Here is a 14,792-nt window from a genome sequence, read left to right as displayed (position 1 = left end):
GTGGTCGACGTAGTTCGAGTTCCAGATGGGTTCGTACAGCTGGTTCGCGAACCGCAGCGCCAGGATGTTCTGCACGGTCTCCTTGCCGAGGTAGTGGTCGATGCGGAACACCGACTCCTCGGGGAAGACCTCGTTGACCGTCTTGTTCAGCTCCTTGGCCGACTTCAGGTCGTGGCCGAACGGCTTCTCGATGACGACGCGGCGCCACTGGTCGTGCGACGTCTGGGCGAGGCCCGCGCGCTTGAGCTGGTTGACCACCGTCGGGAACGCGCCCGGCGGGATCGACAGGTAGAACGCGTGGTTGCCGCCCGTGCCGCGCTCGGTGTCGAGCTGGGCCAGGCACGAGGCCAGGTTGTCGAACGCGGTGTCGTCGTCGAACGTGCCCTGCACGAACCGGATGCCCTCGGCGAGCTGCTGCCACACGGCCTCGTTGAACGGCGTGCGCGCGTGCTCCTTGACGGCGTCGTGCACGACCTTCATGAAGTCCTGGTCGGCCCAGTCGCGGCGGGCGAAGCCGACGAGACCGAAGCCCGGCGGCAGCAGACCCCGGTTCGCGAGGTCGTAGATCGCGGGCATGAGCTTCTTGCGCGACAGGTCACCGGTGACACCGAAGATGACCAGCGCGCTCGGGCCCGCGATGCGGGGCATGCGCTTGTCTGCCGCGTCCCGCAGCGGGTTGCGCCACTTGGCGGATGTGGTCACGAGCCGTCCTCCTGGACTGCCTCGACGAGCTGGGCCAGACCGGCGATGCGGTCCTGCAGGTGCAGCCGCAGCACCGGGCGGCCGTGTTCGGCGAGCACCTGACCGTCGCCGAGCGCCTGCGCGAGCTGGAGCTGCGCGAGCGTGTAGGGACGGCCGGGCACCTCCAGGTCGTCGCCGGACTCGCCGGTGATCTGGACGAACACGCCGTTCTGGTGACCGCCCTTGTGGTACTGGCCGGTCGAGTGCAGGAAGCGGGGACCCCAGCCGAACGTGGTCTGCAGGTGCGTCTTCTTCGCGATCTCCGCGCGGAGCAGCTCGAAGGACGCGTCGTCGATCCTGTCGAGGTACGCCTGAACCGAGATGTAGCCGTGGTCGGGCGCGACCTCGACCAGCGCGGCGAGCGCCTCGGCGACGGTGTGCACCTTGCGCGGCGCCCAGTCGGTGCCGTGGCCCTCGACCGGACCGTCCACGAAGGACGGGACGGTGGCCGACGCGGCGGGCGCGTCGAGCAGGGCGCGGGACGCCTTCTTCGCGGCCTCGACGTCGGGCTGGTCGAACGGGTTGATCCCTAGGACCCTGCCGACGAGCGCGGTCGCGTACTCCCACAACAGGAACTGCGCGCCGAGCCCGCCCTCGACCGCGACGCTCGCGGAACCGGTGGCCGGTCCGATCGCGACGGTCGTGGCGTCCGAGCGGGCGTCCACGAAGCCGGGAGCGCCGGGGCCCTCGACGACGACCGGCAGCAGGCCGGTGCCGTTCTTGCCCGTCGACTCGGCGATCAGCTGCTCGGCCCAGTCGCCGAAGCCCTTGATGCCGGAACCGGTGTCGGCGAACACGACCTTCTCGGCGCCGTGCGCGTGCGCGGCACCGAAGATCGCGGCCAGCTGCACCGCGGGGTTGTCGACGTTGTCCTGCGACACGACCTTCGCGACCTCGGCCGCGTCGTCGAGGAGCGACTCGACGTCGGCGCCGGCGAGGTAGGACGGCACCAGGCCGAACGCGGTCAGCGCCGAGTAGCGGCCGCCGACGTTCGGGTCGGCCAGGAACACCTTGCGGTAGCCGGCCTCCTCGGACGCCTTCTGCAGCGGCGAGCCGGGGTCGGTGACCACCACGATGCGCGACGCGGCGTCGATGCCCGCGTCGGTGAAGGCCTTCTCGAAGATGCGCCGGTGGCTGTCGGTCTCGACGGTCCCACCGGACTTGGACGACACCACGATCACGGTGCGCTCGAGGTCGCCGGCGAGCGCGTCGGCGACCTGGGCGGGATCGGTGGTGTCCAGCACGACCAGCGGCACGCCCTGCGTCCGCGTGATCACCTCGGGGGCGAGCGACGAGCCGCCCATCCCGGCGAGCACGACGCGGTCGACGCCCTCGGCGTGCAGGTCCTCGCGCAGCGCGACGAGGTCGGGGAGCAGCGCCCTGGACGTCTCGTGCAACGTCGTCCACGACAGGCGGATGCTCGCCTCGGACTCGGCTTCCGGCCCCCACAGGGTCGGGTCCTGCGCGGTCAGCTTGCTCGGCACCGAATCCGCGACCAGGTCAGCAGCGATCGTGCTGACCTGGTCGGCGTTCGGTGACCTCACGATGTCGACGGAGGTCACTTGATGATCAGCCCTTCAGCTTCGCCAGTTGGTTCGTCACCGTCTCGAGCAACTCTTCCCAGGACTTCTCGAACTTCTCGACGCCCTCGGTCTCCAGCGCGACGAACACGTCCTGGAGGTCGATTCCCACGGCTTCGAGCTGGTCGAACACCTCCTGGCCCTCCGCGGCGCGTCCGGTGACGGTGTCACCGGTGATCTTGCCCGCGTCGGCGACGGCCTGCAGCGTCTTCTCCGGCATCGTGTTCACGACGTCGTTCACGACGAGCTGATCGACGTAGAGGGTGGGGGAGTAGCTCGGGTCCTTCACACCGGTGGAGGCCCACAGCGGGCGCTGCGCGTGCGCGCCGTCCGCCTTGAGGGCTTCCCAGCGCTCGCCCTGGAACGTCTTCTCGAACGCGCCGTAGGCGATCCAGGCGTTGGCGAGGGCGGCCTTGCCGCGCAGCGCCTTGGCCTCGTCCGTGCCGATCTTGTCGAGGCGCTTGTCGATCTCGGTGTCGACGCGCGAGACGAAGAAGGAGGCGACGGAGTGGATCGAGCGGAGGTCGTGGCCGTTGGCCTTGGCCTGCTCGAGGCCCGCGATGTAGGCCTCCATGACCTTCTCGTAGCGCTCGACGGAGAAGATCAGCGTGACGTTGACGGAGATGCCCTCGGCGATCACCTTCGTGATCGCGGGGATGCCCGCCTCGGTCGCCGGGATCTTCACCAGCAGGTTGGGCCGGTCCACGGTCTTCCACAGGTCCTGCGCCTCGGCGACGGTCTTGTCCGTCTCGAACGCCAGGCGCGGGTCGACCTCGATGGAGACGCGGCCGTCCACACCACCGGTCGAGTTGTAGATGTCGCGGAACTTGTCGCACGCGTTGCGCACGTCGGTCGTCGTGACCTCGCGGATGGTCGCCTCGGTGTCGGCGCCCCGGTTCGCGAGCTCGCGGACCTGCTCGTCGTAGGACTCGCCCTTGGACAACGCGCCCGCGAAGATCGTCGGGTTCGTCGTGACGCCGACGACGTTCCAGTCGCGGATCAGCTCGTCCAGGTTGCCGCTGGTCAGCCGTTCGCGGGACAGGTCGTCGAGCCAGATCGAGACTCCGGCTGCGGACAGTGCTTCCAGATGCGGCTTGCTCACTTGTTACCCCTCACCTTGTCAAGGGAACGGCGCGCTGCGGCGACGACGTTCTCCGTCGTGAAGCCGAACTCCTTGAACAGAACCTGGTAGTCGGCCGAGGCACCGAAGTGCTCGATCGACACGATCTCGCCGTTGTCGCCGACGTAGCGGTACCACGGCTGCGCGATCCCGGCCTCCACCGCGACGCGCGCCCTGACCGACGACGGGATGACCGACTCGCGGTACTCGGCGTCCTGCTTCTCGAACCACTCGACGGACGGCATGGAGACCACGCGCACTGCAACGCCCTCGCCCTGCAGCACCTTCCCGGCCTCGGCCGCCACCTGGAGCTCGGAGCCCGTGCCGATGATCACGATCTCCGGGTCGTCGTCGCCGAAGAGCACGTAACCGCCGCGCTGGACGCCCTCCGCGGAGGTGCCCTCCAGGATCGGGAGGTTCTGCCGGCTCAGCGCGAACCCGACCGGGCCGAGCTGCTCGAGCGTGGCCTTCCACGCGTACGCGGTCTCGTTGGCGTCACCGGGGCGGACGACCGCGAAGTCCGGGATCGCGCGCAGCGACGCGAGGTGCTCGATCGGCTGGTGCGTCGGGCCGTCCTCGCCCAGGCCGATGGAGTCGTGCGTCCACACGTAGGTGACGGCGGCCTGCATGATCGCCGCCAGCCGCACCGCGGGGCGCATGTAGTCGGAGAACACGAGGAACGTGCCGCCGAACGGACGGGTCGGGCCGTGCAGCGCGATGCCGTTGAGGATCATGCCCATGGCGTTCTCGCGGACGCCGAAGTGCAGCACGCGGCCGTACGGGTCGGCGCTCCACATGCCCGTGGAGATCGACTCCGGGCCGAACGACTTGGCGTCCTTGATCGTCGTGAGGTTCGACTCGGCCAGGTCGGCCGACCCGCCCCACAGCTCGGGCAGGTGCTTGGCCAGCCCGTTGATGGCCTCGCCGGAAGCCTTGCGGGTCGAGATCTCCTTGCCGCCGACCTCGTAGACCGGCAGGTCGGCGTCCCAGCCCTGCGGCAGCTCGCGGGAGACGAGGCGGTCGAACAGCGTCTTGTTCTCGCCGTTGGCCGACGCCCACGCGTCGAAGCTCTTCTGCCACTCGGCCTTGGCGTGCTCGCCGCGCTTGACGACCTCGCGGGCGTGCGCCAGGACCTCGTCGGCGACCTCGAAGGTCTGCTCGGGGTCGAAGCCGAGGACCTCCTTGGTGGCCTTGACCTCGTCCACGCCGAGCGCGGAACCGTGCGCGGCACCGGTGTTCTGCTTGTTCGGCGCCGGGTAGCCGATGATCGTGCGCAGCAGGATGAACGACGGCTTGTCGGTGACGGCCTTGGCCTTCTCGACGGCCTCGAGGATGCCCTTGACGTTCTCGCCGGACTCCACGACCTGGACGTGCCAGCCGTAGGCCTCGTAGCGCGCCGCGGTGTCCTCGGACAGCGCGATCGTCGTGTCGTCCTCGATGGAGATCTTGTTGTCGTCGTAGAAGACGACCAGGTTGCCCAGCTGCTGCGTGCCCGCGAGCGACGAGGCCTCGGAGGTGACGCCTTCCTCGATGTCACCGTCGGAGGCGATCACGTAGACGTGGTGGTCGAACGGGCTCTGCCCCGGCGCGGCGGACGGGTCGAAGAGACCGCGCTCGCGGCGGGCGGCCATGGCCATGCCGACCGCGGCGGCGAGACCGGAGCCCAGCGGGCCGGTGGTGATCTCGACGCCCCTGGTGTGGCCGTGCTCCGGGTGGCCCGGCGTCTTCGAGCCCCACTTGCGCAGGGTCTTGAGGTCGTCGAGCTCCAGGCCGTAGCCGGACAGGAACAGCTGGATGTAGAGCGTCAGGCTGGAGTGGCCGGCGGAGAGCACGAACCGGTCGCGGCCCACCCAGTCCGGGTCGGCGGGGTCGTGCCGCATGACGCGCTGGAACAGCGTGTAGGCGAGGGGCGCGAGGCTCATCGCCGTGCCGGGGTGGCCGTTGCCGACGTTCTGCACGGCGTCCGCCGCGAGCACGCGCGCGGTGTCGACGGCGCGCTTGTCGAGCTCGGTCCAGTCGTCGGGCAGATCGGCCTTGGTGAGCCGGGCGATGTCGTCGGTGACGGTCACGGACTTACAGCTCCAAACTTTGTCGCTAGGGCGGGCCGGCGACTCGTTCGGAATCGATCCCGAAGAGCCTGACCCACGTCTCTCCCACGTCCTCCGGCCAGCCTAGTCCCGAGAGATTCAGAAGGTGCTCCGAAAGCTCCCAGGCACATGTGTGCCGAGGCACACCAGCACCCGAACGGGCTGTGAATTCTTTGCGCGGTTACCATCAGTCGCCGGGTTTCACACCTGTTTCGACACGAGGAGCGTTCACCCGATGAGTGCCGACAGTCTCGTCGCCGAGGCCCCGAACAGGTCGCCTCGCCAGGTCGTCGGCGCGTACGTGGCGCTCACCAAGCCGCGGGTCATCGAGCTCCTGCTGATCACCACGATCCCGGCGATGCTGCTCGCGCAGCACGGTCTGCCCCCGCTGTGGCTGATCGCCTGCACCCTCACCGGCGGCACCCTGGCCGCGGGGTCGGCGAACGCCCTCAACTGCTTCGTCGACGCCGACATCGACTCGGTGATGAAGCGGACGGCGGCCAGGCCTCTCGCGCACAACGCCATCCCGCCGCGCAACGCCCTGATCTTCGGCATCGCGCTCGGCGTGTTCTCGTTCGCGTTCCTCTGGATCTTCGTCAACCTGATGTCGGCCGCCTTCGCGGTCGCGACGATCCTCTTCTACATCTTCGTCTACACGCTGGTCCTCAAGCGCCGCACCTCGCAGAACATCATCTGGGGCGGCATGGCGGGGTGCATGCCCGTCATCATCGGCTGGTCGGCGGTGACGGGCACGGTGGAGTGGCCGGCGCTGGTCATGTTCGGCGTCATCTTCTTCTGGACCCCGCCGCACACCTGGGCCCTCGCGATGAAGTTCAAGGAGGACTACGCCCGCGCAGGCGTGCCGATGCTGCCCGTGGTGGCCACAGCTCAGCAGGTGACGCGGCAGATCGTGATCTACAGCTGGATCACCGTCGTCTGCACGCTCGCCCTCGCGCCCGTCACCTCGTGGATCTACGTGGCCGTGGCGGCGGCGTCGGGCGTGTGGTTCGCCGTCTTCGCGCACAAGCTGCACAACGTCGTGCGCCGCGGCGGTTCCACGAACACCATGAAGTTCTTCCACATGTCGAACCTGTACCTGATGCTCGTGTTCTGCGGGCTCGCCGTGGACGCGGTCGTCGGGTTGCCGGTGCTCGGCTGGCCGTTCTAGCTGCACCTCCAGGCGTACGGCTGTGGCGCCCGTTGAGTTCACCGTCACCGGTGGTGAAGGTTCACCACTGGACTTCGTCGCGGCCCTGACCCCGTCGACGTCGCTCGTCGTGGTCACCGATCCCGGCGGGTGGGCGCGGGTGAGCCAGGGCCTCACCCCGGGCTTCGCCGCGTCGACCGTCGTGACCACGCGGGTCCGGTCGCTGCGGTGCGCGGTGGTGGACCTGCGGCACTTCGCCTCGGCCTCGGCGCTGCCGTCGATCAGCGACGTGCCCGGCGACGTCGTCGCGCTGCACGACACGCGTTCGTGGGACTCCGCGCCCATCGTCGCCGTGCTGCGCAGGCTCGGACGACCCGTCGTGCTCTTCACAGCCGTGCACGCCTGGGTGTCCGGTGTGGACAGCGCCGCGATGCTGGTGGGCTGGAGCGCCCCGCACGTCGTGCTGGCGCGGCCCCGCGGTCCCGGCGAGGCGAGGGTCGAGGACGCCCTGTGGCTGTTCCGCGAGCTGGAACGCCGCCGGATGATGACGTACGCGAAGCTGCCCGCGCCGCCCCCGTCCGTCGACAGGGCCGTGTCGGTCGTCGTCGCGCTGCCCGGCGCCACCGAGGGCATCGCCGGGGCGCTGCGGCCGGGCGCCGACTACGAGGTCTGGGTGCGCGTCGGGGACGTCGCCGTGCCGCTGCCCGGCGACCTGGAGCTCAAGGCCGTGCTCGGCATGAACGGCCGCGACGTGCAGGCGGAGTCGTTCGTGCTGCCCGTGGAGGGCGGCAGCCCGTGGGTGAGCTTCGCCGTGACGACGCCGTACGCGTCCGTGCCGTGGAGCGGTGAGCTGGTCGTCTACCGCGGTGTGGTGCCGGTGCACGTGCAGCAGGTGGTGCTGCCCGTCGGCGGCGGTGAGTCGGTCGTGCGGCCGCGGTTGCGGCTCTCGCGGACGTTCGCGGACCTCGGACCGCTCTCGTCGCGCACCGCCTCGGTCCTCGTGCTCGGCGAGCGCGCCCTGGTGGCGGCCGACCGCGAGCTGCGCTGGGCGAGCCTCGACGCCCCGGTCGAACTGCCCGCCGTGGCCGGGCTGGATCCCTGGTACGGCAAGGGTTTCCCGGCGTACTGCGAGGACCTGGCCGCGTTCGCGGTGCGGGGCGCGGCGCTGCACGGGCGGCTGTTCCCCGGCGGCGGGGGAGTCCGGCGCGGCGGCGTGATCACCGTCGCCGGAGCGACGCGCCTGCCGTGGGCGAGCGTCTACGACCTGCCGTTCACCGCGGGCCCGCACCGGCTGTGCTCGTCGGTGTCGCGGTTCGGCCCGTTCGGCGCCGGCGGCCCGGTGCCGCCGCGCTGCCCCGAACCGGACCACAGCGGGAACGTGTTGTGCCCCTTCGGTTTCTGGGGCCTGTCGAGCGTGCTGGAACAGCCGGCCGGACCACTCGCGTGGCAGGTCGCGCCGGCCCAGCGGCAGGTCCAGGTGGCGCTGGTCGTCGACCCGGACCTCGACCGCGCGCTCACCCAGCGGCACGTGGCCGAGCTGATGTCGTTCCTGCCGCCGGACACGATCTCCTCCGCGTACGTCAGCCCGTCGAGGCTGTCGCGCGCCCTGGCGGAAGAACGCGCGGACGTGCTGAACCTCGTCTACGGCGAAGGCGTCCTGGAGTCCGTCGACGTCGAGGGCTGGCCCCACCGGCCGCTGGTCGTCCTGACGTCCCCGGCGGCGCACCTGGTGGACGCGTTCGTGAACAGGGCGGGCGCCGCGGGCGTGGTGTGCCCGGAGGTGGCCGTCGACCAGGGCATGGCCGGCTGGGTGAGCGGCATGCTGCTGGCCAGGCTCGCCGGCGGCATGCCCGCGGGCGAGGCGGTGCGGCAGACGCGCTGGGAGATGATCGGCCGCGGCAACGTGCTCGGGCTCGCCCTCACCCTGCACGCGGGCGCGGACCTGCGCCTGCGCTGACCCCGGCCGCGGGGCGACCGTGCGGGTGAAACCTCGTCTCGGGTGGGTCACGGCGTGAACCGCGGCGGCCGCGGGGCCGTTGTGCCGGACATGCTGAACCCGGAGGCACAACTGCGCCAGGCGGTCGAGGACCTGACCCGCCGCTTCGAGGGCGGGGTGACCGAGGACGAGATCCACGAGGCCGCCGCGGCCGCGCACGAGGGCCTGTCCCGCACGGCGACCGTGACCGCGCACCTCGCCGTGCTAACGGCCCGCCGTGCCGCGCGCGACCTCGCGTTCACCGCCGTCGGCGTGCGGATGCCCGTCCAGCAGACGGCGTGGCTCGCGCCGCCGCAGGTGACCTCGAAGTAGCGTCCTGGTGATCGGCGCAGTGACCGGCACCGACGAGGTGGTTCTGCGCCGTGAAGGTCGCCGGTTCCCGGCGGGTCTGCTGCGCCCGTGGACGAGTTGCTCCCAGGACTGCGCGAAGATCCTGGCGAGGGCGGGCGACAACGACGCTCGGGCGAGCGCTTGATCGGCATGGTGTTGACGGAACAGAGCGGCGTCCTGCGGAGTACGCGAAAAGCGGGCTGTCCGGCTCGGGTCGTCGTCAGAGGCGAAGGAAGCCTTCTCGGTGCCCCACGGAAATCCCCGTGAGGGAAACGTGGACAAATGCTGGCCAACTTCTTTCCTGGCTGGCATGGAATTGTGTGCCATCTGGCGCAGTCATGCCTGCTGCCAGCGATTACCATCGTTACTAATGCTACCGAACTGCGACTGAAAATCACCCTTGCGGCCCAGTGTTCGCAACGGGGAGTTACGTTGTCGCGCGCAATTTCGATGCATCGTGCGCTAGGACGTGGACGTACGGAAAGGCTCAGCCCATGGGCATACCGCGCAGAAAAATTGTGCCGCCGGCGGCGGGGCCGGAGAACTGGCCGCCGGAGAGCTTCGCCGCGCGAGTGTCGGTCAAGGACCTCGGCGAGCTGCTCAGCGGGTTCCGGCAGGTCGACTTCGAGTCGAAAGACGTCGTGATGCGTGAGGGCGAGGTCGGTAGCTCCGTGGCGCTCGTGCTCACCGGCCAGCTCAAGGCCGAGACGCGCGACGCGCACGGCCGCACGCACCTGCTGGGTTTGCTCGGCAGAGGCGACCTCATCGGTGAGATGGCCTTTTTGGACAGGCGCAGGCGGTCCGCCTCGGTGATCGCGCTGGGCGCCGGAAGCTACGCGGAGGTGCCCGGCGGCCGCTTCGCGGAGCTCGTGCGGGAAAGTCCCGGCACGTCGCTGGAGATAGCGAGGCTGGTGTCCGCGCGCCTGCGAGCCGCCGAGCGCCGCCGCCTCGACTTCGCCGCCTACCAAGGGCCGTGGCGACTCGCGTCCGAGCTGGTGAAGCTCGCCTCCGTGTTCCGCGGGGCCGGACAGGACCAGACCGTCCGCATCGAACTGACGCAGGACGAGCTCGCGCAGATCGTGAACGTGTCGAGGATCTCCGTGCAGCGCGCGATCAAGACATTGCGCCTGCGCCGACTTGTACGGCCCGAGTACGGCGCACTCGTCGTGCCGTGCGTCGCCTGTCTTGCCGCCGCGATGCCGGACCAGTCCGGTAAAGAAACGGCCAATGGCATCACTGGATGTAGTGGTACCCGCTCACACGGATAGATGTTGTTCGCCTCCAGTCACCTATCGCGGAGGCGAACAAGATGGACGAACAGCCCTACCCCCACACCGTGTTGCAACTGGACACCGCGTCCTCGAGCAAAGGCACCATCCTCAGGCAGGTCCACCTGGACAAGGCTTTGGAGAAGGTGCTGGCCGCCGCCAAGGAGCGTTGCCCGTTCGTGGGTGACGACTGGTTCCACCGGGTCACCGGTGACAGTGCCGTCCTCGCCGCGCCGTCCAGGGTTCCCAAGTCGGTGATCGCCGCGGACTTCGTGCGCGAGCTCCGAACCGCCCTGCGCAACTTCAACGCGATGATGAACGACGCCGGTCGTCTGCGCGTGAGGCTTGCCATCGACCACGGTGACGTCATCCGCCACGGTGAGCACATCAACGGGGCTGCGGTGGTCCGCGCCGCCCGGCTCTGCGAGTCGGAGACGTTGCGAGACGTGTTGCGGCGCAACAACGGTGTCGACCTCGCGGTGGTGCTCACCGAGGCCTTCTACGGCGACGCGGTCGAGGGCGGCCGCGATGTCGATCCCGCCGAGTTCACCTTCATGCACGACCGCGTCAAGGACCGGGAGGTCAGCGGTTGGCTCTGGTTGCCGGGAAACGGAAAACGAGGCGGCGCGAGCAAGCCCTACGCCGCACCGTCCGGCCCGCGCAGTGAGCCACGCCCGCAGCCGGGCCCCTCCACCTACATCAGGTCGGTGACCTCCCACGGGCCTTCCGTGATCGGGAGCGGCAACTCCCAGACGGTGCACAACTACGGCCCCCAGACAACGCGCCCACCTCGCGACAGGGCAACCGGAGAAGCAGATGACTGATGAAGACCCGGGCCTCGAGCCCGAGAACGAACCATCGGCGCCGGAACCGCCACCGGAGCAGGAGCCGGAGCTTGTGCCGGAACCGGCGGACTCTCCGGAAGAGCCGGAGCCGGGTCAGGCGTGGAAGCCGGACGATGAGCTGCCGCAGCCGGACGCGCATCGGGAGGCCAGGCCGTCCGGTGAGTGGGCCCACCGCACCGCGGAGTTCCAGCGTCAGCGCAGCGAGGGCATGCGTGCCTTCGGCTACGACGTGCCGGGGCGGACGGTCATCGGCAGTGTCAGGTCCCATGGGCCGACACTCATGGGCTCCAACTCCGAGCAGAACAACTTCAGCTACTACTTCTCCAACCAGCGGGTCACAGCCCGAGCGGGCCGGCTCACGACGTACACGACGACGACCACCTATGCGCCGTTCCCCTGGTACACGGCGGCTCGTGACCTGTTGAAGGCGTCGGGGCTCGTCTACCTGTGCGGGTTGCTGGGAAGCGGACGGCTGTCGACCGCCATCACGCTCGGCGCGGAGCTGTGTGCGCAGGATCGGGTGATCATGGTCGACCTCGACGAGGGTGTCGACCTCGCGACTCTCGTCGACGAGGATCGCAGGTCGGTTCTCCTGCCGGGACACGCGCACGTCATCGAGCTGGAGCAGAAGCGTCCCGTACGGCAGTCCACGCTCGCCTCGCTGGCCGGCTGGGCCATGGACAACGACGCCTGCGTCATCGTCATCGGCCCGTCCATGGCGAAGGCCGACCACTCCCTGCACCCGTACGCCATGGTGCACGAACCACCGGATCCGAGATCGGTCCTGATCAGGCACCTCCAGCACGGGCTGACATCGGTGCAGGGCGCGCCACCCGGGTTCATCGACGAGTGCCTCATGGACGAGGAGATCTCCGCGCATCTCGACAAGTCCCCGCTACCCCACCAGGTCGGTGAGCTGGCCCGCCGGTTGATCGAGGGTCTCGACCTGGGAAGAAGACCCGCTGAGGCGCTTTCCCTGGTCGGGACGCAGCTGCGGGACGTCGCCTCCCGTGTCCTCGTGCGCATCGAGGCGTCAGGCTCGCTGGCCGAGACGCGCAAGAGGCATCGTGAGCTGGCGGCCCGGCTCGCGTACGCGGTGTTCGAGGACTACTCGCTGACCGACGTGGCCGATGCGGCGCGACTGCTCTACGCGGCGTTGCAGACCAGCCACCGCTCGACCCGGATGTCCAAGATCCAGCCGGTCTTCGGACAGGGAGTCGAGGATCTGCTCGGCGAGGAGATGCGCGTATCCGGACGGTCCACCGTGACCACAGACGAGGTGCGCAGGGCCAAGCTGGTCGACCCTTCCTTCGCACACCACCTGCTGGACGTGGCCTGGAACGACTTCGACAGCGCGACGAGACCGCCGCTGCTGCTGTGGCTCGACGCCCTGGTGAACGACAACCGGAAGTGGATCGTCCTGCGGGCCGCGATGACGGCCGGCTACCTGGCGACCCACGACTTCAGCGTCCTGTATCAACAGCTGATCCGGAGGTGGGCCACCGCGGAGGGGTACAGGCGACGTCAAGCCGCCGCCTGGGCGCTGGAGTTCGCCGCGCACAACCGGCAGCTGACGTCGCGGGTGACCCGTCAGGTGGCGGACTGGGCGCTCAGCTCCAACCACTACATGAACGACACCGCGGCGCTCGCGTACGCCACCGACATCGGCACTGTCTCGGTGGAGAACTCACTCGGCGGTCTGCGTGCGGTGGCCATGCACCCGTTGCTGATGAAAAGCAGCTCCGTCGCGTACGCGATCACCGAGCTCTACCGGCCCGAGAACGCGAACCTGCTGCTGAACGAGCTGAAGCTGTGGGTCGACGCGGGCCAGCAGACGTTGGCGCACGCTGCCCGTTCCATCGTGTTCCTGTCGTTGAACAACTCACCTGACGGCGTCTGGCCGGTGCTCATGCAGCTCATGGTCTCGAACGAGGAAGCGAGCACCAGGGTGAGGGCCCTGTGGCAGGTCGCGCTCACGGAGTCGCTCACCGGACGGCGTGCGTGGAACACGTTGCTGCAGTGGATTCTGCGCGGCGACCACGAGGCAGACCTGGGCACCGAGGTCGAGAAGTTCGTTCTCGACCTCCTGCGCCGGCCAGACCTGGTCACGAGAGCGCGGTTCAACGTGAAGCTCTGGCGCGCCCAGCACCCCGAAGCGGACCTGCTCAACCGGATAGCCGACGAACTCTGAGGAGAGAACTATGGCAGACAAGGAAAAGCGTGGCCTCTGGCGACGTTTCAAGGATTTCTTCGTCGGGCGTCCGCGGCCGGCGGTCTCCGAGGTCGGACCCGGCGTACCTCCGCCGATCCTGGAGGTGGTGGAGCGGCGTGTCGAGTCGGAGCCGTTGCTGCTCCCGAGCCGGGCCGAGGGCTTCGACTTCTCGGTGCGCTACAGCGTGTTGTGGTCGGCGAGGAACTGCTCGTACGGCGACCTGGTCGACCGCGTCGAGCTGCACAGGGCGAGCCTGCGCCACGACGTGCTGGAACGGATCTGGCCGGTCGGGCGTGACTTCTACCCGCACGACCCGTACTCGGCCGAGCTGAAGATGAACGAGCGGCTCGGCGGCAGCTGGTGCTACGGACCCGACAACGAGAGCGTCCGGTGCGAGGTCAGGATCCGCGTCAACAGCGACTCCCGGATCAGCGACAAACAGGCGGGCTACTACGAGCAGCTGGTCGGCATGGACTGCGACCACATGCTCAAGCTGCGGCACCTGGAGAACGTCCGCTGCGAGCTGCAGGGCTGGCAGCAGGTCGTCGAGGAGTTCGGCGACGCCATCACCGTCGTGCATGCCGCGCGGCTCGTGGATCCCGAAGTTTCCAAGGTCTTCCGGGAGCTTGCGGCGGAGCGCAAGAAGTCGGCCACGGACCTCGTGACCGTCCTGCACACCGCCACCCGTGACCACCTGCAGGTCGGGCTCTACGAGTTCGCGAACGCCTACGACCTCGCGGTGCGCTCGTTCATGCAGCAGCAGGGGCTCACGGCCAGCACGCTGGCCGACGCCTTCGAGGACAACGCCCGGAACTCGGCTCAGTAGAAGGGGAGGACATCGTGTTCCGAAAAGTCGTGGCCGGGGTCGCGGTCGTTGTGTGCGCGGGAGCACTGCTCACCGCGTGCGCCGCCGAGCCTGCCTCAGGTCCCCGTTGTGAGTGGATGAAGAAGAAGGGGGAGAAGGAACCGGGCGGAGCCCTCGTCGTGCTGCTGGACGCCTCGAACTCGACGAGGTCGGCGGACGAGGGCAAGTCTCCGGACTACGCGACAGTGCTGCGCGACCGCCTGGGGAAGGCGGTCGCGGCCGGCCAGACCGTGTCGATCGGGTCGTTCGCCGGCACCGCGACCAGCGTGCGCTGGGTCGAGCGGAACCTGCGCACCGACGCGGGTGCAAGCCAGGAGAACAAGGCGAGTGCCGACGCGACCGCGACGAAGTGCTTGCAGGACTTCGTCACTCAGGCAGCCTCCGAGGCACCGCTCGACTCCGGCACCGACGTGCTGGGAGCCGTGACGGCGGGCTATCAGGAGCTCAGCACGCGCTCGGGGGAGCGGGGGTTGGTCCTGGCCACGGACGGCCTTCCCACGAAGGGATGCGCGAGCCTCGTGAAGGCCACCGTGGGCCGGACGGACGTGCTGGAGAACATCGTCTCCCTGTGCAAGGCGCGGTCCTCGGAGACGGGGGCGGC

13 protein-coding genes are annotated in these 14,792 nt (G+C 69.2%); 9 read left to right on the top strand and 4 right to left on the bottom strand.

What is annotated here, in order from left to right; translation table 11 throughout:
* The 4 genes from VF330_RS40905 to tkt all read right to left on the bottom strand — a co-directional run.
* On the bottom strand, positions 1-648 hold a 648-nt coding region (locus tag VF330_RS40905; RefSeq protein WP_330857141.1), incomplete at its 3' end, for a glucose-6-phosphate dehydrogenase.
* Between the two features lie 50 nt (positions 649-698).
* Entirely contained in the window at positions 699-2,285 is a 1,587-nt protein-coding gene (locus tag VF330_RS40900; RefSeq protein WP_330857140.1) for a glucose-6-phosphate isomerase, read from the bottom strand.
* A 25-nt stretch (positions 2,286-2,310) separates the two neighbouring features.
* On the bottom strand, positions 2,311-3,423 hold the full coding sequence (tal, locus tag VF330_RS40895) for a transaldolase (protein WP_330857139.1): 1,113 nt from the start codon (positions 3,421-3,423) through the stop codon (positions 2,311-2,313).
* Positions 3,420-5,510 (bottom strand): transketolase, encoded by a 2,091-nt coding sequence (tkt, locus tag VF330_RS40890; RefSeq protein ID WP_330857138.1) that lies wholly within the window; start codon positions 5,508-5,510, stop codon positions 3,420-3,422. Before tkt ends, tal begins: the two co-directional genes overlap by 4 nt.
* A gap of 253 nt (positions 5,511-5,763) precedes the next feature.
* Between tkt and VF330_RS40885 the strand changes: the two genes are divergently transcribed.
* The 9 genes from VF330_RS40885 to VF330_RS40845 all read left to right on the top strand — a co-directional run.
* Complete coding sequence (locus VF330_RS40885) at positions 5,764-6,696, top strand: heme o synthase (RefSeq protein ID WP_330857137.1); 933 nt, start codon at positions 5,764-5,766, stop codon at positions 6,694-6,696.
* A gap of 22 nt (positions 6,697-6,718) precedes the next feature.
* Positions 6,719-8,632, top strand: a complete 1,914-nt coding sequence (locus VF330_RS40880) for a hypothetical protein (RefSeq protein WP_330857136.1) — start codon at positions 6,719-6,721, stop codon at positions 8,630-8,632.
* 42 nt (positions 8,633-8,674) lie between these two features.
* Positions 8,675-8,983 carry a three-helix bundle dimerization domain-containing protein gene (locus VF330_RS40875; RefSeq protein ID WP_330857135.1) on the top strand — a complete coding sequence of 103 codons (309 nt, stop codon included), beginning with the start codon at positions 8,675-8,677 and terminating at the stop codon, positions 8,981-8,983.
* A gap of 7 nt (positions 8,984-8,990) precedes the next feature.
* Positions 8,991-9,146 carry a hypothetical protein gene (locus tag VF330_RS40870; RefSeq protein ID WP_330857134.1) on the top strand — a complete coding sequence of 52 codons (156 nt, stop codon included), beginning with the start codon at positions 8,991-8,993 and terminating at the stop codon, positions 9,144-9,146.
* Positions 9,147-9,495: 349 nt separating this feature from the next.
* Positions 9,496-10,269, top strand: coding sequence for a Crp/Fnr family transcriptional regulator (locus tag VF330_RS40865; protein ID WP_330857133.1), 774 nt, complete (start codon positions 9,496-9,498; stop codon positions 10,267-10,269).
* A 68-nt stretch (positions 10,270-10,337) separates the two neighbouring features.
* A complete protein-coding gene (locus VF330_RS40860; protein WP_330857132.1) occupies positions 10,338-11,093 on the top strand; it encodes a hypothetical protein in 756 nt (251 codons plus the stop codon).
* Positions 11,086-13,305, top strand: a complete 2,220-nt coding sequence (locus VF330_RS40855; RefSeq protein ID WP_330857131.1) for a hypothetical protein — start codon at positions 11,086-11,088, stop codon at positions 13,303-13,305. Before VF330_RS40860 ends, VF330_RS40855 begins: the two co-directional genes overlap by 8 nt.
* 127 nt (positions 13,306-13,432) lie before the next feature.
* Complete coding sequence (locus tag VF330_RS40850; RefSeq protein ID WP_330857130.1) at positions 13,433-14,152, top strand: hypothetical protein; 720 nt, start codon at positions 13,433-13,435, stop codon at positions 14,150-14,152.
* A 116-nt stretch (positions 14,153-14,268) separates the two neighbouring features.
* Positions 14,269-14,792: hypothetical protein (locus VF330_RS40845; protein ID WP_330857129.1), on the top strand; the 524-nt coding region annotated here is incomplete at its 3' end.

Origin of the sequence: Lentzea sp. (assembly GCF_036380075.1) — a bacterium.
In the GTDB taxonomy this organism is placed as follows: Bacteria; Actinomycetota; Actinomycetes; order Mycobacteriales; family Pseudonocardiaceae; genus Lentzea.
The sequence above is the reverse complement of the archived record's forward strand: the minus strand, read 5'-3'. Positions and strand labels throughout refer to the sequence as shown.

Bases quoted from the DNA above. Each gene is read 5' to 3' on its own strand.
- VF330_RS40855 (WP_330857131.1), top strand. From the start codon at position 11,086: ATGACTGATGAAGACCCGGGCCTCGAGCCCGAGAACGAACCATCGGCG.
- VF330_RS40865 (WP_330857133.1), top strand. From the start codon at position 9,496: ATGGGCATACCGCGCAGAAAAATTGTGCCGCCGGCGGCGGGGCCGGAG.
- VF330_RS40885 (WP_330857137.1), top strand. From the start codon at position 5,764: ATGAGTGCCGACAGTCTCGTCGCCGAGGCCCCGAACAGGTCGCCTCGC.